23 protein-coding genes are annotated in these 24003 nt (G+C 71.8%); 17 read left to right on the top strand and 6 right to left on the bottom strand.

All coding sequences use genetic code 11. From position 1 onward, the window contains the following. Positions 1–987 carry a sphingomyelin phosphodiesterase gene (sph, locus tag IE207_RS16965; protein ID WP_190185043.1) on the bottom strand — a complete coding sequence of 329 codons (987 nt, stop codon included), beginning with the start codon at positions 985–987 and terminating at the stop codon, positions 1–3. Positions 988–1116: 129 nt separating this feature from the next. On the opposite strand from sph, the gene IE207_RS16960 reads away from it, so the two are divergent. Beyond that, positions 1117–2004, top strand: coding sequence for an oxygenase MpaB family protein (locus IE207_RS16960; RefSeq protein ID WP_190185042.1), 888 nt, complete (start codon positions 1117–1119; stop codon positions 2002–2004). Between the two features lie 64 nt (positions 2005–2068). Here the strand turns inward: IE207_RS16960 and IE207_RS16955 are convergent, their stop codons facing one another. After that, complete coding sequence (locus IE207_RS16955; protein WP_190185041.1) at positions 2069–3574, bottom strand: M1 family metallopeptidase; 1506 nt, start codon at positions 3572–3574, stop codon at positions 2069–2071. Positions 3575–3834: 260 nt separating this feature from the next. Between IE207_RS16955 and IE207_RS16950 the strand changes: the two genes are divergently transcribed. From IE207_RS16950 to IE207_RS16930, 5 genes are all read left to right on the top strand, one after another. Further along, complete coding sequence (locus IE207_RS16950) at positions 3835–4698, top strand: SCO6745 family protein (RefSeq protein ID WP_190185040.1); 864 nt, start codon at positions 3835–3837, stop codon at positions 4696–4698. Positions 4699–4793: 95 nt separating this feature from the next. Further along, on the top strand, positions 4794–7271 hold the full coding sequence (locus IE207_RS16945; protein ID WP_308433616.1) for a Tex family protein: 2478 nt from the start codon (positions 4794–4796) through the stop codon (positions 7269–7271). A 246-nt stretch (positions 7272–7517) separates the two neighbouring features. Next, entirely contained in the window at positions 7518–8021 is a 504-nt protein-coding gene (locus IE207_RS16940) for an ImmA/IrrE family metallo-endopeptidase (RefSeq protein WP_190185039.1), read from the top strand. Beyond that, positions 8011–9204, top strand: coding sequence for an MAB_1171c family putative transporter (locus IE207_RS16935; protein WP_190185038.1), 1194 nt, complete (start codon positions 8011–8013; stop codon positions 9202–9204). The genes IE207_RS16940 and IE207_RS16935 overlap by 11 nt, the downstream gene beginning before the upstream one ends. Positions 9205–9242: 38 nt before the next feature. After that, positions 9243–10016, top strand: coding sequence for an SDR family NAD(P)-dependent oxidoreductase (locus IE207_RS16930; RefSeq protein WP_190185037.1), 774 nt, complete (start codon positions 9243–9245; stop codon positions 10014–10016). On the opposite strand, the gene IE207_RS16925 is transcribed toward IE207_RS16930, so the two are convergent. Continuing rightward, entirely contained in the window at positions 10013–11650 is a 1638-nt protein-coding gene (locus tag IE207_RS16925; RefSeq protein ID WP_190185036.1) for an ABC-F family ATP-binding cassette domain-containing protein, read from the bottom strand. The two genes, IE207_RS16930 and IE207_RS16925, sit on opposite strands and share 4 nt — an antisense overlap. Positions 11651–11753: 103 nt before the next feature. On the opposite strand from IE207_RS16925, the gene IE207_RS16920 reads away from it, so the two are divergent. Together IE207_RS16920 and IE207_RS16915 are read left to right on the top strand one after the other, a co-directional pair. Further along, positions 11754–12770 carry a GlxA family transcriptional regulator gene (locus tag IE207_RS16920; protein ID WP_190185035.1) on the top strand — a complete coding sequence of 339 codons (1017 nt, stop codon included), beginning with the start codon at positions 11754–11756 and terminating at the stop codon, positions 12768–12770. Between the two features lie 92 nt (positions 12771–12862). Then, on the top strand, positions 12863–13492 hold the full coding sequence (locus IE207_RS16915) for a DJ-1/PfpI family protein (RefSeq protein ID WP_190185034.1): 630 nt from the start codon (positions 12863–12865) through the stop codon (positions 13490–13492). Between the two features lie 51 nt (positions 13493–13543). Here IE207_RS16915 and IE207_RS16910 read toward each other — a convergent pair whose 3' ends face one another. Continuing rightward, positions 13544–14293: an enoyl-CoA hydratase/isomerase family protein gene (locus IE207_RS16910; protein ID WP_190185033.1), complete on the bottom strand. Its 750-nt coding sequence runs from the start codon at positions 14291–14293 to the stop codon at positions 13544–13546. 76 nt (positions 14294–14369) lie between these two features. Between IE207_RS16910 and IE207_RS16905 the strand changes: the two genes are divergently transcribed. Together IE207_RS16905 and IE207_RS16900 are read left to right on the top strand one after the other, a co-directional pair. Beyond that, the gene (locus IE207_RS16905) at positions 14370–15089 is read left to right on the top strand and encodes an HdeD family acid-resistance protein (RefSeq protein ID WP_190185032.1); all 720 of its coding nucleotides are present in this window, start codon (positions 14370–14372) and stop codon (positions 15087–15089) included. Between the two features lie 130 nt (positions 15090–15219). Continuing rightward, positions 15220–15726, top strand: coding sequence for an ATP-binding protein (locus IE207_RS16900; protein WP_229873787.1), 507 nt, complete (start codon positions 15220–15222; stop codon positions 15724–15726). A gap of 3 nt (positions 15727–15729) precedes the next feature. Here IE207_RS16900 and idi read toward each other — a convergent pair whose 3' ends face one another. Both idi and IE207_RS33200 read right to left on the bottom strand, forming a co-directional pair. After that, positions 15730–16329, bottom strand: coding sequence for an isopentenyl-diphosphate Delta-isomerase (gene idi, locus IE207_RS16895; RefSeq protein ID WP_190185030.1), 600 nt, complete (start codon positions 16327–16329; stop codon positions 15730–15732). A gap of 423 nt (positions 16330–16752) precedes the next feature. Next, positions 16753–16890 carry a hypothetical protein gene (locus IE207_RS33200; protein ID WP_229873779.1) on the bottom strand — a complete coding sequence of 46 codons (138 nt, stop codon included), beginning with the start codon at positions 16888–16890 and terminating at the stop codon, positions 16753–16755. A gap of 51 nt (positions 16891–16941) precedes the next feature. On the opposite strand from IE207_RS33200, the gene IE207_RS16890 reads away from it, so the two are divergent. The 7 genes from IE207_RS16890 (at position 16942) to IE207_RS16860 (ending at position 23743) form a co-directional block, all read left to right on the top strand. Continuing rightward, the gene (locus IE207_RS16890; RefSeq protein WP_229873778.1) at positions 16942–18495 is read left to right on the top strand and encodes a DUF5941 domain-containing protein; all 1554 of its coding nucleotides are present in this window, start codon (positions 16942–16944) and stop codon (positions 18493–18495) included. Then, positions 18492–19244 (top strand): phosphocholine cytidylyltransferase family protein, encoded by a 753-nt coding sequence (locus IE207_RS16885; protein WP_190185029.1) that lies wholly within the window; start codon positions 18492–18494, stop codon positions 19242–19244. Before IE207_RS16890 ends, IE207_RS16885 begins: the two co-directional genes overlap by 4 nt. Then, complete coding sequence (locus tag IE207_RS16880) at positions 19232–20293, top strand: iron-containing alcohol dehydrogenase family protein (RefSeq protein WP_190185028.1); 1062 nt, start codon at positions 19232–19234, stop codon at positions 20291–20293. The genes IE207_RS16885 and IE207_RS16880 overlap by 13 nt, the downstream gene beginning before the upstream one ends. Then, the gene (locus IE207_RS16875; protein WP_190185027.1) at positions 20271–21050 is read left to right on the top strand and encodes a CDP-alcohol phosphatidyltransferase family protein; all 780 of its coding nucleotides are present in this window, start codon (positions 20271–20273) and stop codon (positions 21048–21050) included. The genes IE207_RS16880 and IE207_RS16875 overlap by 23 nt, the downstream gene beginning before the upstream one ends. 8 nt (positions 21051–21058) lie before the next feature. Further along, complete coding sequence (locus IE207_RS16870; protein WP_373304720.1) at positions 21059–21940, top strand: glycosyltransferase family 2 protein; 882 nt, start codon at positions 21059–21061, stop codon at positions 21938–21940. Between the two features lie 98 nt (positions 21941–22038). After that, entirely contained in the window at positions 22039–22968 is a 930-nt protein-coding gene (locus IE207_RS16865; RefSeq protein WP_190185025.1) for an ABC transporter permease, read from the top strand. Continuing rightward, the gene (locus tag IE207_RS16860; RefSeq protein WP_190185024.1) at positions 22961–23743 is read left to right on the top strand and encodes an ABC transporter ATP-binding protein; all 783 of its coding nucleotides are present in this window, start codon (positions 22961–22963) and stop codon (positions 23741–23743) included. Before IE207_RS16865 ends, IE207_RS16860 begins: the two co-directional genes overlap by 8 nt. The last annotated feature ends 260 nt before the right edge of the window (positions 23744–24003 follow it).

Below are 24003 nucleotides of genomic sequence, written 5' to 3'. Positions count from 1 at the left end.
TCAGCGCCCGATCACCGGGTAGTGGTCGGAGAGGTTGGTGTACGTGTAGGAGGTGCCCCAGCTGGAGACCGTCCAGGGCGCGGACTCCTCCTTGACCACCGTGTTCTCCCAGCCGGCGGGGCGGGCGTTGCCCTTGCGGTACAGGACGTAGTCCAGGTCCTCGCGGGGGTCGGTCGGGTAGCGGTAGTGCGCGACCGAGTTGAGCGCCGTGTCGAAGGAGTACGGGTGCCCCGTACGGGAGTCGGCGGCGGCAAGATCGGCGTTGGCCAGCATCGAGGGGTACTCGGCGCTGTGCGAGTCGACGTTCATGTCGCCCGCGACGATGACCTCTTCGCCCGCCGGGATGTTCTTGGCGTCCAGGAAGGCGTCTATCGCGCGGAACTGGCGGCCGCGGATGTCCGCCGCCTCGCCCGTGCCGCAGCCCGAGTCGGTGGACTGGGAGTGGGTGCCGACCACGTGCACCTTGGTGCCGTTCACGTTCAGCACGACGTAGGCGAAGCCCTTGTTGGACCACCAGTCGGAGCCGCAGGCGTCCTTGTAGACCACCTGCTCCTTGCGGAGGATCGGCCACTTGCTGAGGATCGTGACCCCGCCGTCCTCCGGGGTGGTGGAGGAGTACGATCCGCCGGTGGCGTCCCAGCCGCTCTTGGAGCGGCCGACGACCGGCGTCTGGTAGGGGTACTGCGCCGACGCGTCGGATTTCAGCGCGTCCGAGGCCGTGTTGTCGAACGCCTCCTGGAGCACCACCACGTCGTGCCCCTGGAAGAAGGAGGCCTTGGGGATCTCCGCGGCCCGGTGCGCCTGGCCCCAGTTGGGGTAGAGGCTCGTCGACATCAGGAACGTGTTGAACGTGAGGACGCTCAGGCGCGGGACGGCGGCGCTCTCCGCGGCCGTGGCGGCCGGGGCGGTGGTGAGGGCCAGCGCGCCGGCGGCGACCGCCGCGAGGGCGGTGGCGGCGCGACCGTGGCGGTTCAGGGTGTGCGTCATGGGGGCTCCGTCATTCCTGCGGGGGAAGATCGACGCCGTCATCCAAGCAGCCGCGGTTACCTCTGGGTAACACCCGTGCAGAGACTTTCTGTCCGCAGCACGACCGTATGGAACTCGCATACTTGAACCATGAGCGACACGGAGTCCGCCACCCGGACAGCCACCCACCGCCGCGACCCCGAGCCGCCCCCGCCCGGTGGGGTGCTGTGGACCATAGCCGGGGACGTCCGCGCGCTGCTGATGCTCCCCGCGGCCTTCACGATGCAGGTCGCCCACCCCGCGATCGGCGCCGGTGTCGACGAGCACTCCGTCTTCCGGACCGACCCCTGGGGGCGCGGCGAGCGCTCGCTGCGCTCCGTCCAGCTGTGGGTGTACGGCGGCGAGCGGGCCGCCGAGGAGGGACGCCGGGTGCGGCGCCTGCACAAGGAGATCCGGGGCACCGACACCCGCGGGCGCCGCTACCACTCCCTGGACCCCGCCTGCTACTCCTGGGTCCACGCCACCGGCTTCCCGGTCTACCTCTACGCCGGCCGGTACCTGCTGCGCCGCTTCACCCCGGCCCAGGAACGGCAGCTGTACCGCGAGTGGCTCCAGGTGGGCCGGATCCTCGGCATCCACGACCGGGACATGCCGCAGAGCATCGAGGAGTACTGGGTCTACTACCGCCGGATGCTCGCCGAAGAGATCGAGCCCACCCCCGTCGCCCGCGAACTGGTCGCCACGGACGTGGCACTGCCCCGGCCCGAGGGCGGCCCGCTGCCGTTGCGGCTGCTGCTGCGGCTCACCTGGCCGGTGCTGCGGGCCGCGTTCCTGCGGCTGCGGGCCTTCGTCACCGTCGGTTACATGCCGCCCGACGCGCGCGCCGCCATCGGGCTGGAGTGGACCCGCGCCCAGGAGCGCAGGCTCCGGCGGTTCAGCGCGGTCGTGCGGGTCCTCGTACCGCTGCTGCCCGAGCGGCTGCGCTACCTGCCCATCGCCCGCGCGGCACGGGAACGCCGGCGCGCTGCCGCCCGCTGAGGAACGCCGGCGCGCCGCCGCCCGCTGAGGGGCGACGGCGCGCGGAGCACCGGTGTGGGACGCGTCAGTGCTCGTGGATCGAGTTCGTCGCGGCGATCTTCTTCCAGGACTTGGGCTCCACCGGCTCGGCGGCGGGGGCCTTCGAGGACCGGGCGAGCGGGGACTGGCTCGACGGCGGGGCGAACGCGGGCTTGCCCGGGGTGTACAGCCAGGTCTCGAAGAGCTGGGCCAGCGGCTTGCCGGAGACCTTCTCCGCGTACCGCACGAAGTCCCCGACCTTGGCGTTGCCGTAGGCGTGCTCGGTCGGCCAGCCCTTGAGGATCTTGAAGAACTTTTCGTCGCCGATCTCGTTGCGCAGCGCCTGGATGGCGATCGCGCCCCGGTCGTAGACGGCGCCGTGGAACTGGTTGTCCGCACCCGGGTCACCCGGCTTGACCTGCCAGAACGGGTCGTCCGCCGGACGGGTCCGGTACGTCCAGTCGGCGAGTTCCTGCGCCGTGCCCTCGCCCTCCTTCTCCGACCACAGCCACTGGCTGTAGCGTGCGAAGCCCTCGTTGATCCAGATGTCCTTCCAGTTGTCGACGGACACGCTGTCGCCGTACCACTGGTGCGCCAGCTCGTGCACGACCACCGAGACGTTCGCGCCGTTCGCGAACTGGCGCGGGCTGTAGAACGGCCGGCTCTGGGTCTCCAGGGCGAAGCCGGACGGCACGTTCGGCACGTACCCGCCCAGCGCGTTGAAGGGATACGGGCCGAAGACGCTCTCCAGCCACTCCGCGACCTCGCCGGTCCGCTCCACGCTCGCGCGCGCCGCGCCCGCGTTGTCGCCCAGGTCCTTGCTGTACGCGTTGAGGATCGGCAGCCCGCTCGCCGTCGTTCCGGTGGTGATGTCGAACTTGCCGACGGCGAGGGTGGCGAGGTACGTGGCTTGCGGCTTGTTCGAGCGCCAGTTGTAGCGGGTCCACCCGAGCTTCGAGGTCTGCGACTGCAGAACGCCGTTGCTGATCGCCTGGGTGCCGTCGGGGACGTTGACCGAGATGTCGAAGGTGGCCTTGTCCAGCGGGTGGTCGTTGCTCGGGAACCACCAGACGGCCGAATCGGGCTCCTGCGCCGCGACGCCGCCGTCGGGGGTGCGCTGCCAGGCCGACCACCCGTCGACCTTGAACTCCGAGGGCTTTCCGGCGTACTTGACGACGACCGAGGCCTGCTTGCCCTTCTCCAGCGCCTGCGTCGGGGTGACTTCCAGCTCGTGGGCGCCGGAGGTCGCGAACTTCGCCTTGGCGCCGTTGACCCGGATCTCGCTCACCTTGAGGCCGAAGTCCAGGTTGAAGCGGGACAGCTCCTGGGTGGCGGTGGCCAGGAGGGTGGCGGTGCCCTCCAGCAGGTCCGTCTTCGGCTCGTACTTGAGGCGCAGGTCGTAGTGGGAGACGTCGTATCCGCCGTTGCCGCTGGTCGGGTAGTAGGAGTCGCCTATGCCCGGGGCGCCCGGGACGGAGCTGGCCGCCGACGCCGGGATCACCAGCAGCAGGGAAGCGGCGAGCACGCTCGGGGCGATGACTTTGCGGTGCACGAAGAGCTCCAAGGGGTAGGGGAGACAGTTCCGTTCGCGGATGCGTGGTCCGACCGTATTCACGCGCGAGGGCCCGCGTCATGTCCATGGCGCCTGCTGTCACATGATCGCCATTCGGCCGTCACAGGCCGCGGCGCAGCGCCGCGAACAGCCGCGTCCGCGCCATCGGGGGTCGAAGATCGGCCGGAAACGGCGGGTTCGCACGGGAGGGGCGGGATCGGGCCTGGTCCGCATACTAAGCAGTCGGTAATCTGCTCCGCATGACTCTCTCCCCGCGCGCCGCCCGCCACTGCTGGCACGCAGCGATCAACCCGCTGCACGCCACCATCTACTTCTCGCCCGACCTCGGCAAGGAGTTCGCCGCCCTCGGCGTCACGGACCGCGCAGCCGTGAACCTCGCCTCCCGCTCCGCCGCCATGGGAGCCGTCGGAGCCGGGGTGGTCACCGCCACGTTCTACAACTACCGCCACGACCTGATCGCCCGGCACGTGCCCGCGGTGTGGGAGACCGCCTCGCCCGAGCAGGCACTCGCCGCCCGGCTGCGCGCCGCCGACAGCACGCTGCGCCGCCTCCTCGGCGACGAGACGATCGCCTCGCCGGAGGTCGCCGAAGCCGCCGACCTCGCCATGCGGGCCACCGAGGCCTGCACCCGGCACGGCCGCACCCTCTACGCCGCCCACGCCGACCTGCCCGTACCCGAGGAGCCGCACCTGCGGCTGTGGCACGCCACCACCCTGCTGCGCGAGCACCGCGGCGACGGCCACCTCGCCGCCCTCCTCCTCGCGGAACTCGACCCGCTGGAGGCCCTGCTCAGCCACACCGCCACCGGCCGCGGCATGAGCCACAAGTGGCTCAAGTCGATCCGCGGGTGGGAGCAGAGCGACCTCGACGCCGCCACCGACCGGCTGCGCGAGCGCGGCATCCTGGACGCGGCCGGCGACCTCACCGAGGAAGGCGCCGCCGTACGCGAGCAGCTGGAGGCGGACACCGACCGCCTCGACGCCGCCCCCTACGAGCACCTCGGCGCGGACGGACTGGCCCGCCTCGCCGAACTCGGCGGCGCGCTCGTCGCCAAGGCCGTCGGCGCCGGAGCCTTCCCGAAGGACCTCTTCGCCAAGGCCTGAGCCGGGTCGTCCGGGCGGACGCCACCGCCACCTGCCACAATTGGCAGCCTTCCACGCAGCCCACGCACACGTACGAAGGCAGGCAGGACCGCACCGTGACGATGTCCATCGAAGGCAGGATCGCCGAGGAGCTCGGCGTACGGGAACGGCAGGTCAAGGCCGCCGTCGAGCTGCTCGACGGCGGCTCCACCGTGCCGTTCATCGCTCGCTACCGCAAGGAAGCGACCGAGATGCTCGACGACGCCCAGCTGCGCTCCCTGGAGGAGCGGCTGCGTTACCTGCGCGAGCTGGAGGACCGGCGGGCGGCGATCCTCGACTCCGTCCGCGAGCAGGGAAAGCTCGACGCCGAGCTGGAGGCCCGCATCCGGGCGGCCGACACCAAGGCCCGGCTGGAGGACATCTACCTGCCCTTCAAGCCCAAGCGGCGCACCAAGGCGCAGATCGCCCGGGAGGCGGGCCTCGAACCCCTCGCGGAAGGCCTGCTGGCCGACCCGTCCGTGGAACCGGCCGCCGCCGCGGCCGCGTTCGTGGACCCGGACAAGGGCGTCGCGGACGCGGCTGCGGCCCTGGAGGGCGCCCGGGCCATCCTCACCGAGAAGTTCGCCGAGGACGCAGACCTGATCGGTGAACTGCGCGAGCGGATGTGGAGCCGCGGCCGGCTCGCCTCCAAGGTGCGCGAGGGCAAGGAGGAGGCGGGTGCCAAGTTCGCCGACTACTTCGACTTCGCCGAGCCCTTCACCGCGCTGCCCTCGCACCGGGTCCTCGCCATGCTCCGGGGCGAGAAGGAAGACGTGCTCGTCCTCGACCTGGAGCCGGAAGAGCCGGCCCAGACGCCCGGCCCGTCCACGTACGAGGGCATGATCGCCCGCCGCTTCGGGGTGCGGGCCCCCTCGGAGCACAGTCGGCCCGGCGACAAGTGGCTCGCCGACACCGTCCGCTGGGCCTGGCGCACCAAGATCCAGGTCCACCTCGGCATCGACCTGCGGACCCGGCTGCGCGCCGCCGCCGAGGACGAGGCCGTACGCGTCTTCGCGGCCAACCTCCGCGACCTGCTCCTCGCGGCCCCCGCCGGCACCCGCGCCACCCTCGGCCTCGACCCGGGCTTCCGCACCGGCGTCAAGGTGGCCGTCGTCGACGCCACGGGCAAGGTCGTGGCCACCGATGTGATCTACCCGCACGTGCCCGCCAACAAGTGGGACGAGTCCCTCGCCAAGCTGGCCCGGCTGGCCAAGGAACACGCGGTCGAACTCGTCGCGATCGGCAACGGCACCGCCTCCCGCGAGACGGACAAGCTCGCCGGCGACCTCATCTCCCGCCACCCGGAGCTCGGGCTGACCAAGGTGATGGTCTCGGAGGCGGGCGCCTCCGTGTACTCGGCCTCCGCCTTCGCATCGCAGGAACTGCCGGACATGGACGTCTCGTTGCGCGGCGCCGTCTCCATCGCCCGCCGCCTCCAGGACCCGCTCGCCGAACTGGTGAAGATCGACCCCAAGTCCATCGGGGTCGGCCAGTACCAGCACGACCTGTCCGAGGTGAAGCTCTCCCGCTCGCTGGACGCGGTCGTCGAGGACTGTGTGAACGGCGTCGGCGTCGACGTCAACACGGCCTCCGCACCGCTGCTTTCGCGGGTGTCGGGCATCAGCGGCGGCCTCGCCGAGAACATCGTCGCCCACCGCGACGCCAACGGCCCCTTCCGCAGCCGCAAGGGCCTCAAGGACGTGGCCCGGCTCGGCCCGAAGGCGTACGAGCAGTGCGCCGGCTTCCTGCGGATCCGCGGCGGTGACGACCCGCTGGACGCCTCCAGCGTGCACCCCGAGGCCTACCCGGTGGTGCGGGGCATGGCGAAGACGGTGGGCAGCGAGGTGGCGGCCCTGATCGGCAACGGCGGCGTGCTGCGCTCGCTGCGGCCGGAGCAGTTCGTCACGGAGGCATTCGGCCTGCCGACGGTCACCGACATCCTGCGCGAGCTGGAGAAGCCGGGGCGCGACCCGCGCCCCGCCTTCAAGACGGCCACCTTCAAGGAGGGCGTGGAGAAGATCGGCGACCTCGCCCCCGGCATGATCCTCGAAGGGGTGGTCACCAATGTGGCCGCGTTCGGCGCCTTCATCGACATCGGTGTCCACCAGGACGGCCTCGCGCACGTCTCGGCCCTGTCGAAGACCTTCGTCAAGGATCCGCGGGACGTGGTCAAGCCCGGTGACATCGTCCGCGTGAAGGTCCTGGACGTGGACATCCCGCGCAAGCGGATCTCCTTGACCCTGCGGATCGACGACGAGGCGACGGACGACCGCTCCCCGGGCGCCCCGAGGCAGCGCGAGGAGCGGCGCGGTAGCGGCCGCCCCCCGCAGCAGCGCGGCCAGGGCGGCCAGGGCGGCCGGCGCGGCGAGGGCAGCCAGGGTGGCCGGCGCGGCGAGGGCGCGCAGGGCAGTCAGACCGGCCAGCGCGGCCAAGGCGGCCAGAGCCGCAGCGGCGGCCAGGGCGGCGGCAGCTCCCCGGCCCCCGCCAACAGCGCGATGGCGGACGCCCTGCGCCGGGCCGGCCTCACCGGCAAGGAGGAGCGCCGCAAGCGGTAGCGGCCCCGCGCGTGAACACGTACGGGTTGGCCGAATAGGTTCCCCACCTGGGCGCACCGCCTTGCCAATTCCCGTACATGATCTGTAGGCATGGGTGGAACGCCCGTTCGTCCTGACGCGGACGGGCTTCCGCTTTCCCCTCAGGGACCGCACCCCCGGGGCCGCCTCAAGGCACAGGATGTAACGCCCATGCCCACGCACGCCGCCTATCGACGCTGCACGAGAAAGGGTCCGAAGAGGGAACACATGCCCTATCGGAATCTCAACTTGCGTAAACGGTGCGAGACGATTCTCGGCCATCTGGACCTGAGCCGCCCGTTCTCGCTCGAGAACCTCTGCACGGACATAGCCGAACAGCGCGGACGCCCCATCCGGCTGCACCCCCTGCCCAAGGAAGCCGCCGAATCCGGCGTCTGCGGCCTGTGGGTCGGCACGGCCGGCGTGGACTACGTCTTCTACGAGGCCCAGACCACCCCCCTGCACCGCGAGCACATCGTGCTCCACGAGATCGGTCACATCCTGTTCGGCCACCACTCGCTGGAGGGCGAGGAGACCGACGGCAAGGCCCCGGTCGTCCTCGGACGCACCAACTACACCACCCGCCAGGAGCAGGAGGCGGAGATGCTCGCGAGCATGATCCGCATGCGGACCGCCGGCAACGGCCCCCAGTCGCGGACCGCGCCCCGCGGCGCCCTCGCCCGCCTCGAGTCCGCCATGGGATACGGACGGGGTGCGCACGATGGCGGCTGACCTGACGGCCTTCGGCGACTGGCTCGCCGTGCCCAGCGTGGTGGTCCTGTGGATCGCGGTCCTGCTGCGCGCACCCGGCGCCCTGCGTTCCCCGCAGCAGCGCGGCCTGTGGCTCGCCGTCGCGACCGCCGCGGCCGCGATGACCCTGAACCTGCCCGACGTCGTCGCCTACGCCACCAGCCGGGACGCCGGATACGCGCACGCGATCGGCCTGGTCCGCAACCTCATCGGCGTCCTGTCGGCCGGCGCCGTGCTCTACTTCGTCGCCGCCGCCACCCGGGGCCGCCGCCTCCAACTGGCCTCCTGGAGCGGCACGGTGCTCTGGCTGGGCACGCTGATCCTGCTGGACTCCCTCGCGCCCGCGCACGGGACGCACACCATCCCGCCCGTCGGGGACCCGGTGCCCTCCCTCGCGTACTGGCTGGTGCTGATCTCGGCGCACCTCGTCGCCAACACCACCTGCGTGTACGTGTGCGCCCGCTACAGCCGCCGCACCGAGAGCCGCGGACTGGCCCTCGGGCTGCGGCTGTTCGGCCTCGGCACGGCCCTCGCCGGCGTGTTCTGGTTCGTGTACCTGCTCAAGGCCCTGTTCGGCAGCACCTGGGCCATGCCGGCCCTGCCGCTGATGATGAACCTGCACGGGCTGCTGCGCGCCGCCGCCATCGTCGTCCCGACCCTCTTCACGCTGCGCCGTACGACGGCCGACATCGCCACCGCGTGGCGGCTGTGGCCCCTGTGGCGGGACCTGGTCCAGGCCGTACCGCACGTCGTGCTGTCGAAGCGGCGGGCCGGGCGGGTCGCCGAGCTGGTGTGGCCGCCGCTGCCGCGCAACCTGCTGGTGTACCGCAAGGTCATCGAGACGCGCGACGCGATCTTGATCCTGGGGGAGTACGTGGCCCCGGGTCTGGCGGAGCTGGCGCGAAGCCACGTCGCCGGGAGCGGGGTGCCCGAGCAGCGGCGGTCCGCGGCCGCGCTGGCCTGCCTGCTCAAGGAGGCCCGGCGGGCGAAACTGGCCGGACTGCCCGGGCAGCAGTCGGGGGAGGCCTCCGCACTGGAGCTGCCCGCCGCGATCCAGACCTCCGCGGAAGGCGGCGACCTGGACGAGGAGGCCCGCTTCCTGGTGCACGTCGCCCAGGCGTACGCGTCGCCCGCGACCACCTCCTTCACGCCTCAGCCGGCGTGAACGCGCCGCCCGTCCCGACACCGCAGGAGTGACCCCACGTGACGACCGCCCTGATCACCGGCGCCAGCTCGGGCCTCGGTGCGGCCTTCGCACGGGGCCTCGCCGCCAAGGGCTGTGACCTCGTCCTCGTCGCCCGGGACGAGGACCGGCTCACCGCCCTCGCCGAGGAGCTCGGCCGCGCGTTCGGGACGTCCTGCGAGGTGCTGCCCGCGGACCTGCTCGACACCGCCGAGTGCGGGAAGGTGGCCGAGCGGCTCGCCGACCGGCTACGGCCCGTCGACGTCCTGGTCAACAACGCCGGCTTCGGACTGCCCGCACCCTTCCCCTACAGCCCGGTCGGCGACGAGGAGCGGATGCTCGACCTGCTGGCCAAGGTTCCGCTGCGGCTGACCCACGCGGTGCTGCCCGGCCTGCGCGAGCGCCGCCGCGGCGCGGTGCTGAACGTGTCGTCGGTCGCGGGACTGCTGCCGACCGGGACCTACGGGGCCGCGAAGGCCTGGCTCACCGCGTTCAGCGAATCCCTGCGGATCGACATGGAGCCGTACGGGGTGCGCGTGCTGGCGGTGGTGCCCGGCTTCACCCGCACCGAGTTCCAGGAACGCGCCGGGATGGACGTCAGCGCCCTGCGCGACGCGGTGTGGCTGGAGCCCGAAGCGGTGGTGGCCAAGGCGCTCGTGGACCTGGCCCGGCGCCGCCCCGTGAGCGTCACCAGCCGCCGCTACCAGGCGTACGCGCTCGCCGCCCGCCACCTCCCGCGGGACTTCGTGGCCCGCCGCATGGCCCGCACCCGACGGGCGCCCGAAACCCACTAGAGCTCGACGACCTTGCCGTCCGAGACCTCCAGGCGGCGCGTCACGTGCACCGCGTCGAGCATCCGGCGGTCGTGGGTGACCAGCAGCAAGGTGCCCTCGTACGCCTCCAGCGCCGACTCAAGCTGCTCGATCGCCGGCAGGTCGAGGTGGTTGGTGGGCTCGTCCAGCACCAGCAGGTTGACCCCGCGGCCCTGGAGCAGCGCCAGGGCCGCGCGGGTGCGCTCACCGGGGGAGAGGGTGGCCGCCGGGCGCAGCACGTGGGCCGCCTTGAGGCCGAACTTGGCCAGCAGCGTGCGGACTTCGGCGGGTTCGGTGTCCGGCACCGCGGCGCAGAACGCCTCCAGCAGCGGCTCGTCGCCGAGGAACAGCCCCCGCGCCTGGTCCACTTCACCGACCAGCACCCCCGAACCGAGGCTCGCCGCGCCGGAATCGGGGGCGAGACGGCCGAGCAGTACGGCCAACAGGGTGGACTTGCCCGCTCCGTTGGCGCCGGTGATCGCGACCCGGTCCGCCCAGTCGATCTGCAAGCTGGCCGGGCCGAAGTGGAAATCCCCCCGGCTGACGGCCGCTTCGCGCAGCGTGGCGACCACCGATCCCGAGCGGGGGGCCGACGCGATCTCCATGCGCAGCTCCCACTCCTTGCGGGGCTCGTCCACCACGTCCAGACGCTCGATGGCGCGCTGCGTCTGGCGGGCCTTGGCGGCCTGCTTCTCGCTCGCCTCGCTGCGGAACTTCTTGCCGATCTTGTCGTTGTCGCTGGCCTTGCGGCGGGCGTTCTTGACGCCCTTGTCCATCCACCCGCGCTGCATCGCCGCCCGGCCTTCGAGCGCGGAGCGCTTGTCCGCGTACTCGTCGAACTCCTCGCGGGCGTGCGTACGGGCCCGCTCGCGCTCCTCCAGATAGGCCTCGTAGCCACCGCCGTAGAGGTTGATCTGCTGCTGCGCCAGGTCGAGTTCGAGGACCTTGGTGACGGTCCGCGCCAGGAACTCGCGGTCGTGACTGATGACGACCGTGCCCGCGCGCAGCCCCTTCACGAACTGCTCCAGCCGCTCCAGGCCGTCGAGGTCGAGGTCGTTGGTCGGCTCGTCCAGCAGGAACACGTCGTACCGGGAGAGGAGGAGGGAGGCGAGACCGGCGCGGGCCGCCTGGCCGCCGGACAGGGCCGTCATCGGCAGGTCGAGGCCGACGGACAGGCCGAGGTCGTCGGCGACCTCCTGGGCCCGCTCGTCGAGGTCCGCGCCGCCGAGGTTCAGCCAGCGGTCGAGGGCCTCCCCGTAGGCGTCGTCGGCGCCCGGGGTGCCGTCGACCAGGCCCTGCGTGGCCGCGTCCAGCTCGGCCTGCGCGGCCGCGACGCCGGTACGGCGGGCGAGGAACTCGCGCACCGACTCCCCGGGGCGGCGCTCGGGCTCCTGCGGCAGGTGCCCGACGGCGGCGCCGGGCGGAGAGAGCCGGAGCTCACCCGTCTCGGGGGCGTCCAGCCCGGCGAGGAGCCGCAGCAGGGTGGACTTCCCGGCGCCGTTGACGCCGACGAGGCCGATGACGTCGCCGGGTGCGACGACGAGGTCGAGGTCGGCGAAGAGCGTGCGCTCACCGTGCGCGGCGGTGAGGTTCTTGGCGACGAGGGTTGCAGTCATGGTCCGTCGATCCTATCCGCGCGGGCGGCAGGGCCCCGCCGGTGGCCGGATAGGTGGGATGTACGTCATTGCGGCCATACCGCCGGGGTAACACGATGGAGGCATGTCGTCGCGAAACGTGCTCGTCCTGCTCTATGACGGGGTGCAGAGCCTGGACGTGACCGGCCCGGTGGAGGTGTTCAGCGGGGTCGGCCGGTTCCCGGGACACGCCGGGTACCGGATCAGGACGGTCTCCCCCGGGGGTGTGCCCGTACGCACCACCAGCGGGCTGACCCTGGTCCCGGACGGGGAGCTGGAGAGCGCCCGGCCCGGGCCCGGCACCACCCTGCTGGTGCCCGGGGGCCGGTACTCGGGCGACTTCGACCCGGGGCTCACCGACTGGCTCCGCGCGCACGGGGCTCGCGCGGAGCGGGTGGTGTCGGTGTGCACGGGGGGACTGCTGCTGGCGGAAGCGGGCCTGCTGGACGGCCACCGGGCCACGACGCACTGGGACGCCTGCGAGCGGATGGCGCGGGACTATCCGGCCGTCACGGTCGAACCCGATCCGATCTACGTGCGGGACGGGCGGACGGCCACCTCGGCCGGGGTGACGGCCGGGATCGACCTCGCGCTGGCGCTGGTGGAGGAGGACGTCGGCCGGGAGGTGGCGCTGCTGATCGCGCGGCACCTGGTGGTCTTCCTGCGCAGGCCCGGCAACCAGGCCCAGTTCAGCGCACAGCTGGCGGCGCAGACGGCACAGCGGGAACCGCTGCGGGACGTCCAGCAGTGGATCACCGAGCACCCGGACGAGGACCTCGGCGTGGAGGCGCTCGCGGCGCGGGCCGCGCTCTCGCCGCGCCACTTCGCGCGGGCGTTCCAGGCGGAGACGGGGGTGACACCGGGGCGGTACGTCGAGCGGGTACGGGTGGAGCACGCGCGGCGGCTGCTGGAGGAGGGCGGCGAGGGCGTGGCCCGGATCGCCCGCGCATCCGGCTACCGGAACCCCGAGGCCCTGCGCCGCGCCTTCCTGCGCACCCTCGGCCAGCCCCCGTCCGAATACCGCCGCCGCTTCGGCCCTGGCGCCGGGCCTTCGCCACCGGCCGGTCGACCCGGAACCGTCCCGCCCCCGGCTCCGCCGTGACCCGCGACCACCGACGCACCCCCGCCGGCCCCCGCCGGCCCCCGCCGGGGGAGCCGTCACCCGAAACCGACCACTACCGCTCCGGAGGAGCCATGCAGATCGCCGTACTGCTCTACGACCGCTTCACCGCTCTCGACGCCGTCGGACCCTTCGAGACCCTGGGGCGCCTGCCGGGCGCCGAGGTCGTCTTCGTCGCCGAGCGGCCGGGCCCCGTGCGGGGCGACTCCGGGCAGCTCGCGTTCGTCGCGGACAAGGGGCTCGACGAGGTCACCCGGCCGGACATCGTCATCGTGCCCGGCGGCCCGTATCCCGACGTCGAGATGAACAACCCCGCCGTCCTCGACTGGCTGCGGACCGTCGACGCCACCACGACCTGGACCGCCTCCGTCTGCACCGGCTCCCTCCTGCTGGCCGCCGCCGGCCTGCTCGACGGGCGCCGGGCCACGGGCCACTGGATGTTCCTCGACCGGCTCCCCGAGTTCGGCGCCGAGCCGACCGGCGAGCGCGTGGTCCTGGACGGCAAGTACGTGACCGCCGCCGGGGTGTCGGCCGGCATCGACATGGGCCTCACCCTCCTCGGCCGCATCGCCGGCGACGACGCGGCCCGAGCGGTGCAGCTGATGATCGAGTACGACCCCCAGCCGCCCTACGACGCCGGGTCCCCCGCCAAGGCCCCGGCCGAGCTCGTCGCACGGCTGCGCGCGTCCAATCCGCTGGTCTGATCCCGCTGGTCTGATCCCGCTGGTCTGATCCGCGGGTCTGAGCCCGCGGGGCTAATCCGCTGGGGGAGTCCAGGTGAAGGCGGGCGCCCGGCGCTCCAGGAACGCGGCGACACCCTCCGCGGTGTCGTCGCTTCCGGCCGCCTGGGCGGCCCAGTGCGCGTCCCGGTCCGTCCGGCCGTCCGCGAACTCCTTCGCCGCGGCCTGCGTCAGCTGCGAGCGGGCCGTCAGCGTCCGGGCGAACTCGGCCACACGCTTGTCGAGTTCCCCGGCCGGCAGCAGCTCGTTCAGGAAGCCGGCCCGCAAGGCGTGCTCCGCCTCGATCAACTCCGCCGAGTAGAGCAGGTACTTGGCGGTGGACGGGCCGACCAGCGCGGACAGCCGCCGCGTGGAGGAAGCCGGGTAGACGATGCCCAGCTTCGCGGGGGTCACCCCGAACTGCGCCCCCGCCTCCGCGAAGCGCAGGTCGCACGCGGCTGCCAGCTGGCTCCCGCCGCCCACGCAGAAGCCCCGGATCGCGGCGATCGTCGGCTTGGGGAACGCGGCGAGGGCCTCCTCCGCGGCCACGGAAAGCGCCTGCGGATCGTCGTCACCCCGCAGCGAGGTGATGTCGGCTCCCGCGCAGAAGGTGGGCCCGGCCCCCGTCAGCACGACCACCCGTACGGACGAGTCCTGTGCCAGCGCCGACAGCAGCCCGGGCAGCGCCCGCCACATGCCGGCCGTCATGGCGTTCCGCTTCGCCGGGTGCGAGATGACGACGGTGGCGACCCCGTCGGCCACCGTGTGAAGGAGGGCTGCGTCCATGTGCCGGATGCTATCCGGGTCCGTCGAACCTATGATCGGTGGTGTCCGTCCGGGGGCGCTGAAAGGCGGCAGCTTCATGGGCGCAGACCGGAGCGACCAGCAGGACGAGCCCGGCCGGTTCGGCCGGAGCACCTCCCACCGCGGCCACTTCGAGCCACAGCGGGAGAAGAAGCAGCTGAGCCGCAGCTTCGGAGTGCTGGCCCTGCTCGGGCTGCTGCTGGTGGCGGCCGGGCTCGTGGGCCTGGTGTACACCGGCGTGGCCACCCTCACCTCCATGTTCCTCTTCGGCTGGCTCCTGCTGGCGGGCGGAGTGATCGGCCTCGCGCAGGCGGTGCAGGCCCGCAAGAGCAACTACTTCTGGCTCGCGGTCGTCGTCGCCGCCGTCAACATGGCCGCCGGTTTCGTGATCCTGCGCCGCCCCGAGGCGAGCGCGGAGGCCCTGACCATGTTGGCCGCCCTGCTCTTCCTCACCGGCGGCGTGTTCCGGCTGGTGGGTTCCCTCGTGGTGCGCGGGTCGAATTTCGGGCTGACCCTCGTGCAGGGTGCCTTCGGCATCCTGCTGGGCCTGCTGATCCTGTCCAACTGGCCGGGGAACAGCCTGTACGTCATCGGCACCTTCTTCTCGCTCGCCCTGCTCTTCGACGGGCTGAGCCTGCTGGCCCTGGGCCTGGCGGCCCGCCGGATCCTCGGCCAGGTGAAGGAGGACCAGGTCGGTACCGGCCCGGGCGAGGCGGACGGGGTGCGGGGGACAGCGGGGAAGACCGTGCCGGGGGATCAGGAACGGTCGAACAACTGACGCTGTCATACGCCAATGGTCAGAAAGTGCACGATTGACGCTGACTTCTGGTCAGCGATGCGGTCCGGACCTGGCTGTTGTCCACCCTTGAACCGTGGAGACGATCGAGCGCGAAGACGGGGGCGTGAAGATGGACGACAGCGGGAGTGTCCCGCCGGCCAGGGGTGGTGAGCCGGACGGTCCGGCGGACCCCCTCGCGTACGAGGGAGTGTGGAGGTTCACCGCGCCGGCGGTTGAAGAATCCGTTCCGCAGGCCCGCCGCGCGGTCCGGGACCTCCTCGGCCGGCAGGGGGTGCCCGCCCATCAGGACCTGGTCTACTCGCTGCTGCTGATCGTCTCCGAACTGGTGACGAACTCCGTCCGGCACGCCGCCCTGCTCTCCCCGGAGGTCGCCGTCGAGGTGGCGGTGGGCCGCGAATGGGTGCGGGTGGCCGTCGAGGACAACCACCCCTACCGCCCCAAGGCGCTGGAAGCCGATTTCGGCCAGACCGGGGGCCGGGGCCTGCTGCTCGTCCGGGAGATCACCCTGGAGGCCGGCGGGGTGTGCGACGTAGAGCACACCTCCACCGGCGGCAAGGTCATCTGGGCGGCCCTGCCGCTCACCGCGCCCGTGCCCGCACCCGTTCCGCGGGCGTGAGGGCTACCAGCCCGCAGCCTCACCGGTCAGCTCGCGGATCGCGGGCCGGGCAGCGTCCAGCACGGTCATGAACCAGGCGGAGAACGGCGCCTCCGCGTGCCGCTTCGCCAGCTCCTCGGCGGTGACGAAAGCGGTGTCCCCGACCTCTGCCGGGTCCGGCCGCACCGCGGCCTGCGCCAGTCCCACGAACAGGTGGTTGTACTCCTGCTCCACCAGCCCCGACGCCGGATCCGGGTGGTTGTACCGCACGGTCCCCGCCTCGGCGAGCAGCGACGGCGACAGCCCCAGCTCCTCGTGGGTCCGCCGGGCGGCGGCCGCGAACGGCGACTCGCCGGGGTACGGGTGACCGCAACAGGTGTTCGACCAGACGCCGGGGGAGTGGTACTTCCCGAGGGCGCGCTGCTGGAGCAGCAGGCGGCCCCGCTCGTCGAAGAGGAACACGGAGAACGCCCGGTGCAGCTGTCCGGGCGCCTGATGCGCGGAGAGCTTCTCCGCCGTGCCGATGGTATTGCCGGACTCGTCGACCAGTTCGAGCATGATCGGTTCCTGGGTCCCGGTGCCGGCGGACGCGCTGTTCCCGGCGGTGGCTGGTGTGATCGGCATACCCATCCTTCGCTTCGGACTTCGGCTTGCAAGTCTGCCGTACAAAAGCGGCTTGTCCCCACTTCACCGATCCGCGCATGTCTGCCCCCTGACGCGTGGTACGCGGCGGCCGTCGGGGCCGTCGCTCCGCGAGCGGGGCACGTGAGGACTACCCGGCCCGCCGGAAGTCGAACTGCGGACCGGCCGGCGGAACACACAGGCGGTTTGTGGTCCCTCGGCGTGATCGTCAATGATGGCGGGGCCGGGGCCGCCGCCCGGGACATTCGGCTTGTGCGGGCGTAAACGGCTGGTGAACCCCGGCTTCCGTTCATCCGATAGCCTCTGCCGTCGTGCCGCCGCCCCGCGCGGCGGCCGTCCAGTGTTCGCTGCAAGGAGTGGGTTCGTCTGCCGACCGTCATCCTCACCGGCCTGCCGGTACCCGGATCACCGCTCGCCGACGAGCTGCGGTCGCTCGGCTTCGAGGTCCGCCCGGTCGCCGGACCCGAAGACGCCGCGAGCGCCCTGGCCGGCGTACCGGCCGACCAGCGGGTCGCCGTCGTCGACAGCGGTTTCGTCGGCCACCGGCACGCCCTGCGCCTCGCCCTCACCGACCCGCGCTTCGAGGCCTGCGCCGTGACCGGCGCCTTCGCCGTCCAGCCGGGTGCCCGCGCCGCTCTCGACGCGGCCGCGGCCCTCGCACCCGGTGGCCCGGACCCCTACGCGGACCGCCTCGCGTCCGCCGTCGAGGCCGCCGGGATCCCGGTCCAGCGCCCCGACCTCGGTACCCTCGTCGCCGCCGTCCCCGCCACCACGGCCGAGCGCGGCGCGGCCGCGGCCGCCGTCGCCGCCGTGGACGACGAAGCCGTGCGCCTGCGTACCGCCGTCAAGTCCCGCGACGGGTTCTTCACCACCTTCTTCATCAGCCCGTACTCGCGTTACATCGCCCGCTGGTGCGCGCGCCGCGGCCTCACCCCGAACCAGGTCACCACCGCTTCCCTGATCACCGCCCTCATAGCGGCGGCCTGCGCAGCCACCGGAGAGCGCGGCGGCTACATCGCCGCCGGGGTGCTGCTCCTCGTCTCCTTCGTCCTGGACTGCACCGACGGGCAGCTCGCCCGCTACTCGCTCCAGTACTCGACGATGGGCGCCTGGCTCGACGCGACCTTCGACCGCGCGAAGGAGTACTCCTTCTACGCGGGCCTCGCGCTCGGCGCCGCCCGGAACGGTGACGACGTCTGGGCCCTCGCGCTCGGCGCGATGATCCTCATGACCTGCCGGCACGTCGTGGACTTCGCCTTCAACGAGGCCAACCACGACGCGGCGGCCAACACGAGCCCGACGGCCGCGCTCTCCGACCGCCTCGACAGCGTCGGCTGGACGGTGTGGGTCCGGCGGATGATCATTCTCCCCATCGGTGAGCGCTGGGCGATGATCGCCGTACTGACCGCCGTGACCAGCCCCCGAACCGTCTTCTACGCCCTCCTCATCGGCTGCGCGTTCGGCGCCCTCTACACCACCGCCGGCCGCGTCCTGCGCTCGCTGACCCGCAAGGCCGACAGGACCGACCGCGCCGCCCGGGCGCTCGCCGACCTCGCCGACTCGGGCCCGCTCGCCGAACTCGTGGCCCGGGCCGTCGGCCGGACGGCACCCGGCGCCGGCCTCGCCGCGGCCGTGGTCGGCACGGGCGCCCTGCTGTGGGCCGCCTGGGCCCAGCCGTTCGGCGCCCTGCAGACGGTCGCCGCCGCCGTCTTCTACGCGCTGTGCGCCGGAGTGGCCGTCGCCCGCCCCCTCAAGGGCGCCCTCGACTGGCTCGTCCCGCCCGTCTTCCGGGCCGCCGAGTACACCACCGTGCTGATCCTCGCCGCCAAGGCGGACGTCCCCGGAGCCCTTCCGGCGGCATTCGGACTGGTCGCGGCGGTCGCCTACCATCACTACGACACGGTGTACCGCATCCGCGGTGGCACCGGCGCGCCCCCGCACTGGCTGGTGCGGACGACCGGCGGTCACGAAGGCCGGGTGCTCGTCACCGCCGTCCTGGCCGCCGCACTGGCGACGCGCGCCGCGGACTTCCCCGTCGCGCTCACGGCCCTGGCCGTGGCCGTGGCACTCGTGGTGCTCGTGGAGAGCATCCGCTTCTGGGTCTCCTCCGGGGCACCCGCCGTACATGACGAAGGAGAACCAGCATGATCGGCCTTGTACTCGCTGCCGGTGCCGGACGCCGCCTGCGTCCCTACACCGACACCCTGCCCAAGGCCCTCGTGCCCGTCGGCCCCGAAGGCGACGAGGAGAGCCTCACCGTCCTCGACCTGACCCTGGGCAACTTCGCCGAGGTCGGGCTGACGGAGGTCGCCATCGTCGTCGGCTACCGCAAGGAAGCCGTGTACGAGCGCCGCGAGGCGCTGGAGGCCAAGTACGGCGTCAAGATCACGCTGATCGACAACGACAAGGCCGAGGAGTGGAACAACGCCTACTCCCTGTGGTGCGCGCGTGACGTCCTGCGGCAGGGCGTGATCCTCGCCAACGGCGACACCGTCCACCCGGTCTCGGTCGAGCGGACCCTGCTGGACGCCCGGGGCAACGGCCAGAAGATCATCCTCGCCCTCGACACGGTCAAGAACCTGGCCGACGAGGAGATGAAGGTCATCACGGCCGACGGCGAGGGCGTCCGGAAGATCACCAAGCTGATGGACCCCGCCACCGCCACGGGCGAGTACATCGGCGTCACCCTCATCGAGCCCGAGGCCGCCGAGGCCCTGGCCGAGGCCCTCAAGACCACTTTCGAGCGCGACCCCGACCTCTACTACGAGGACGGCTACCAGCAGCTCGTCAACGACGGTTTCACCATCGACGTGGCCCCGATCGGCGACGTCAAGTGGGTCGAGATCGACAACCACGACGACCTCGCCAAGGGCCGGACCATCGCATGCCAGTACTGACGCGGCTGATCCCCTCACCCGTCGTCGTCGACATCAGCCGAGGGGCGATGGACGATCTGGCCGGCCTCCTGGCCGACCAGCGCATCTCCGCGTCCGGCAAGCTCGCCATCGCGATCAGCGGCGGCTCCGGCGTGGCGCTGCGCGCCAAGCTGGAGCCGGTCCTGCCGCACGCGGACTGGTACGCGGTCGCGGACGGCACCATCGATTCCGCGGTCAAGCTGGCCGACGACATAAAGGGCCGCCGCTACGACGCCGTCGTCGGCCTGGGCGGCGGCAAGATCATCGACGTGGCGAAGTACGCCGCGGCGCGGGTCGGGCTGCCCATGGTGGCCGTCGCCACCAACCTCTCCCACGACGGCATCTGCTCCCCGGTCTCCATCCTGGACAACGACAACGGCCGAGGCTCCTACGGAGTGCCCACCCCGATCGCGATGGTCATCGACCTCGACGTGATCAAGGAGGCGCCCGTACGGTTCATCCGCGCCGGCATCGGCGACGCGATCTCCAACATCTCGTCCATCGCCGACTGGGAGCTCTCGCACAAGATCACCGGCGAGCCCGTGGACGGCCTGGCGGCCGCGATGGCGCGCACCGCCGGCGAGGCGGTGCTGCGCCACCCCGGGGACTGCGCCGACGACGAGTTCCTCACCGTGCTCTCCGAGGCCCTGGTCCTCACCGGCATCGCCATGTCGATCAGCGGCGACAGCCGCCCGGCGTCCGGCGCCTGCCACGAGATCAGCCACGCCTTCGACCTGCTCTACCCGGGGCGCTCCGCGCTCCACGGCGAGCAGGTCGGCATCGGCGCCGCCTTCGCGATGCACCTGCGCGGGGCCGTGGAGCAGTCCGGGCTCTTCGTCGAGGTGCTGCGCCGCCACGGCCTGCCGACGGCGCCCGAGGAGATCGGGTTCAGCGCGGACGAGTTCGTCGCCGCCGTCGAGTACGCCCCCCAGACCCGCCCGGGACGCTTCACCGTCCTGGAGCACCTCAACCTGTCCGCAGCCGAGATCAGGGACGCTTACGCCGACTATGCCAAGACCATCCGTAGCTGAACTCCGGCCCGTCGTACACCCGGCGGGCGTCAAGGACCGGCGCAGTGGCGAGCACTGGGGCGGCCGCCTGTACATGCGCGAGATCTCCCTGCGCATCACCCGCGTCCTGGTCACCACCAAGGTCACGCCCAACCAGCTGACCTACGTGATGACCCTCGCCGGTGTCCTCGCCGCCCCGGCCCTGCTGGTGCCGGGCGTCTGGGGCGCCGTCCTCGGCGTGGTCGCCGTCCAGACGTACCTGCTCCTCGACTGCGTGGACGGGGAGGTGGCCCGCTGGAAGAAGCAGTTCTCGCTCTCCGGGGTCTACCTGGACCGGGTCGGCGCCTACCTCTGTGACGCGGCGGTCCTGGTCGGCTTCGGCCTGCGCGCCGCGGACCTGTGGGGCGGCGGCCGGATCGACTGGCTGTGGGCCTTCCTCGGCACCCTCGCGGCGCTCGGCGCGATCCTGATCAAGGCCGAGACCGACCTGGTCGGCGTGGCCCGCCACCAGACCGGGAAGGCGCCCGTCGCGGAAGCCGCCGCCGAGCCGCGCTCCTCCGGCATGGCGCTCGCCCGCCGGGCCGCGTCCGCGCTCAAGTTCCACCGGCTGGTCCTCGGCATCGAGGCCTCGCTGCTGATCCTGCTGCTGGCCGTCCTCGACCAGGTCCGCGGCGACCTGTACTTCTCCCGGCTCGGCGTCGCGGTACTGGCCGGCATCGCGCTGCTCCAGACGGTGCTGCACCTGGTGTCGATCCTGGCCTCCAGCAGGCTCAAGTGACGCCGCCGATGCGGCTGGGCGCCGTGATCATCACCATGGGCAACCGTCCCGACGAGCTCAAGGCGCTCCTCGACTCGGTGGCCCGCCAGGAGGGCGACCCCGTCGAGGTCGTCGTCGTGGGCCAGGGCGTCGAGGTCACCGGCCTGCCGGAAGGCGTCCGCACCGTGGCGTTGCCCGAGAACCTCGGCATCCCCGGCGGCCGCAACGTCGGCATCGAGGCCTTCCGTACCGGTGTCCGCGACGGCTTCGACGTGGACGCGCTGCTCTTCCTGGACGACGACGGGCTGCTGGAGCGGACCGACACCGCCGAGCTGTGCCGGCAGGCCTTCGCCGAGGACCCCCGGCTCGGTATCGTCAGCTTCCGGATCGCCGACCCGGACACGGGTCGGACGCAGCGCCGCCACGTACCGCGGCTGCGGGCCTCCGACCCGCTGCGCTCGTCCCGCGTGACGACCTTCCTCGGCGGCGCCAACGCCGTGCGCACCGAGGTCTTCGAGCAGGTCGGCGTCCTGCCGGGGGAGTTCTTCTACGCCCACGAGGAGACCGACCTGGCCTGGCGGGCGCTCGACGCCGGGTGGCTGATCGACTACCGGGCGGACATGGTGCTGCTGCACCCGACGACAGCCCCCTCCCGGCACGCCGTCTATCACCGTATGGTGGCCCGTAACCGGGTGTGGCTCGCCCGCCGCAACCTTCCCGCCCCCCTGGTGCCGGTCTACCTGGGTGTCTGGATGGCCCTGACCCTGGTACGCAGGCCCTCCGCCCCGGCGCTCAGAGCCTGGTTCGGCGGGTTCAAGGAGGGCTGGACCGTTCCCTGCGGTCCTCGTCGTCCCATGAAGTGGCGTACGGTCTGGCGGTTGACCCGGCTGGGCCGACCACCTGTCATCTGACAAGCTCGGGTCTGGGAGCATGGGCCCGATCACCGGGCCCGCGCCCCAGGGCCCGATGCCCCCTTCTGCCGCATCTTGAAGACGGAAAGTTTCAACTTGTGAGTGACACAACCCACGACGGCGCCCTCGCCACGAGCAAGCCGCCGTCCGAAGACGCGGGGCTCACCCCCGCCGAGCTCGCCAGGAAGTACGGCCTGTCCGTCAGCGGCGCCCGGCCCAGCCTGGGCGGGTACGTGCGCGAGCTCTGGGGGCGGCGCCACTTCATCATGGCTTTCTCCCGGGCGAAGCTCGTCGCGCAGTACAGCGAGGCCAAGCTGGGCCAGATCTGGCAGGTGGCGACCCCGCTGCTGAACGCCCTGGTCTACTACCTGATCTTCGGCCTGATCCTGAACGCGGGACGCGGCATGCCGAAGGGGGCGTACATCCCCTTCCTGGTGATCGGCATCTTCGTCTTCTCCTTCACCCAGAGCTCGCTCATGGCGGGTGTCAGGGCGATCCCGGGCAACCTCGGCCTGGTCCGCGCGCTGCACTTCCCGCGTGCCTCGCTGCCGATCTCGTTCTCGCTCCAGCAGCTGGGACAGTTGCTGTACTCGATGATCGTGGTGCTGGTCATCGTGATCGCCTTCGGGAACTACCCGCGGCTGTCGTGGCTGCTGGTCATCCCGACGCTGGCGCTGCAGTTCGTCTTCAACACCGGCCTCGCGCTGATCTTCGGGCGGATGGGGTCCAAGACCCCCGACCTCGCGCAGCTGATGCCCTTCATCACCCGCACGTGGATGTACGCCTCGGGCGTCATGTTCTCGATCGGCGAGATGCTCAAGGGCAAGCCCCACTGGATCGCGGACGTCCTCCAGTGGAACCCCGCGGCGATCTACATGGACCTGGTCCGCTTCTCGCTGATCGACAGCTACGGACCGCACCACCTGCCGCCGCACGTCTGGGCCTTCGCGGTGGGCTGGGCCGTCGTCATCGGCGCCGGCGGATTCGTGTACTTCTGGAAGGCTGAGGAGCGTTACGGCCGTGGCTGAGAACAACGGGGGCGGCGTCCCCACCGTCATCGCCGACGACGTCCACATCGTCTACCGCGTCAACACCGGCAGCGCCGGCAAGGGCAGCGCCACTGCGGCGCTCAGCAAGATCATGCGCAAGGGCAAGGGCGACAGCCCGGGCGTCCGCCGGGTGCACGCCGTACGCGGTGTCTCCTTCACCGCCTACCGCGGCGAGGCCATCGGCCTCATCGGCTCCAATGGATCGGGCAAGTCGACGCTGCTGAGGGCCATCGCGGGCCTGCTGCCCTGCGAGTCCGGCCGGGTCTACACCGACGGCCAGCCGTCGCTGCTGGGTGTCAACGCGGCGCTGATGAACGATCTGACCGGCGAGCGCAACGTCGTCCTCGGCGGTCTCGCGATGGGCATGACGCGCGAGCAGATCCAGGAGCGCTACGAGGACATCGTCGACTTTTCGGGCATCAACGAGAAGGGCGACTTCATCTCCCTGCCGATGCGCACGTACTCCTCCGGCATGGCCGCACGTCTGCGTTTCTCCATCGCGGCCGCGAAGGACCACGACGTGCTGATGATCGACGAGGCGTTGGCGACCGGTGACCGCAAGTTCCAGGTCCGTTCCGAGGCCCGCATCCGCGAGCTGCGGGAGAAGGCCGGCACCGTCTTCCTGGTGAGCCACAACAACAAGTCCATCCGCGATACCTGCGACCGGGTGCTGTGGCTGGAGAAGGGCGAACTCCTGATGGACGGGCCCACCGAGGAAGTCGTCTCGGCGTACGAGAAGGCCACCAGCCACTGACGGCGCGCTCCGCGTGACGACCGCAGGCCCCTGCCGTTCCGTGCGGTGGGGGCCTCGGCGTGAGCCGCATATTCCGGGTGCCCGACATTCCCTCTCGGACGAATACCCGATAGGCCTTCGCGGCGTTGTACAGCGTAAGCTGGACCAGTTCTCCAATCGCGCCAAGAGGGGACGATTCCCCGCAGTCGAAAAAGCCGGGGTACCCCGGGTAAAGTCCGGCGGCGTGTCCGAAATAGGATGACTTGGGTCGGCAGTGTAGA

Origin of the sequence: Streptomyces cirratus (genome assembly GCF_014650775.1) — a bacterium.
In the GTDB taxonomy this organism is placed as follows: domain Bacteria; phylum Actinomycetota; class Actinomycetes; order Streptomycetales; family Streptomycetaceae; genus Streptomyces; species Streptomyces cirratus.
Note: the sequence above shows the minus strand (reverse complement) of the source record. Positions and strands in the feature narration are given on the sequence as shown.

Bases quoted from the DNA above. Each gene is read 5' to 3' on its own strand.
- sph (WP_190185043.1), bottom strand. From the start codon at position 987: ATGACGCACACCCTGAACCGCCACGGTCGCGCCGCCACCGCCCTCGCG.
- IE207_RS16960 (WP_190185042.1), top strand. From the start codon at position 1,117: ATGAGCGACACGGAGTCCGCCACCCGGACAGCCACCCACCGCCGCGAC.
- IE207_RS16950 (WP_190185040.1), top strand. From the start codon at position 3,835: ATGACTCTCTCCCCGCGCGCCGCCCGCCACTGCTGGCACGCAGCGATC.
- IE207_RS16940 (WP_190185039.1), top strand. From the start codon at position 7,518: ATGCCCTATCGGAATCTCAACTTGCGTAAACGGTGCGAGACGATTCTC.
- IE207_RS16935 (WP_190185038.1), top strand. From the start codon at position 8,011: ATGGCGGCTGACCTGACGGCCTTCGGCGACTGGCTCGCCGTGCCCAGC.
- IE207_RS16925 (WP_190185036.1), bottom strand. From the start codon at position 11,650: ATGACTGCAACCCTCGTCGCCAAGAACCTCACCGCCGCGCACGGTGAG.
- IE207_RS16920 (WP_190185035.1), top strand. From the start codon at position 11,754: ATGTCGTCGCGAAACGTGCTCGTCCTGCTCTATGACGGGGTGCAGAGC.
- IE207_RS16915 (WP_190185034.1), top strand. From the start codon at position 12,863: ATGCAGATCGCCGTACTGCTCTACGACCGCTTCACCGCTCTCGACGCC.
- IE207_RS16910 (WP_190185033.1), bottom strand. From the start codon at position 14,293: ATGGACGCAGCCCTCCTTCACACGGTGGCCGACGGGGTCGCCACCGTC.
- IE207_RS16905 (WP_190185032.1), top strand. From the start codon at position 14,370: ATGGGCGCAGACCGGAGCGACCAGCAGGACGAGCCCGGCCGGTTCGGC.
- IE207_RS16900 (WP_229873787.1), top strand. From the start codon at position 15,220: ATGGACGACAGCGGGAGTGTCCCGCCGGCCAGGGGTGGTGAGCCGGAC.
- idi (WP_190185030.1), bottom strand. From the start codon at position 16,329: ATGCCGATCACACCAGCCACCGCCGGGAACAGCGCGTCCGCCGGCACC.
- IE207_RS16885 (WP_190185029.1), top strand. From the start codon at position 18,492: ATGATCGGCCTTGTACTCGCTGCCGGTGCCGGACGCCGCCTGCGTCCC.
- IE207_RS16880 (WP_190185028.1), top strand. From the start codon at position 19,232: ATGCCAGTACTGACGCGGCTGATCCCCTCACCCGTCGTCGTCGACATC.
- IE207_RS16875 (WP_190185027.1), top strand. From the start codon at position 20,271: ATGCCAAGACCATCCGTAGCTGAACTCCGGCCCGTCGTACACCCGGCG.
- IE207_RS16870 (WP_373304720.1), top strand. From the start codon at position 21,059: ATGCGGCTGGGCGCCGTGATCATCACCATGGGCAACCGTCCCGACGAG.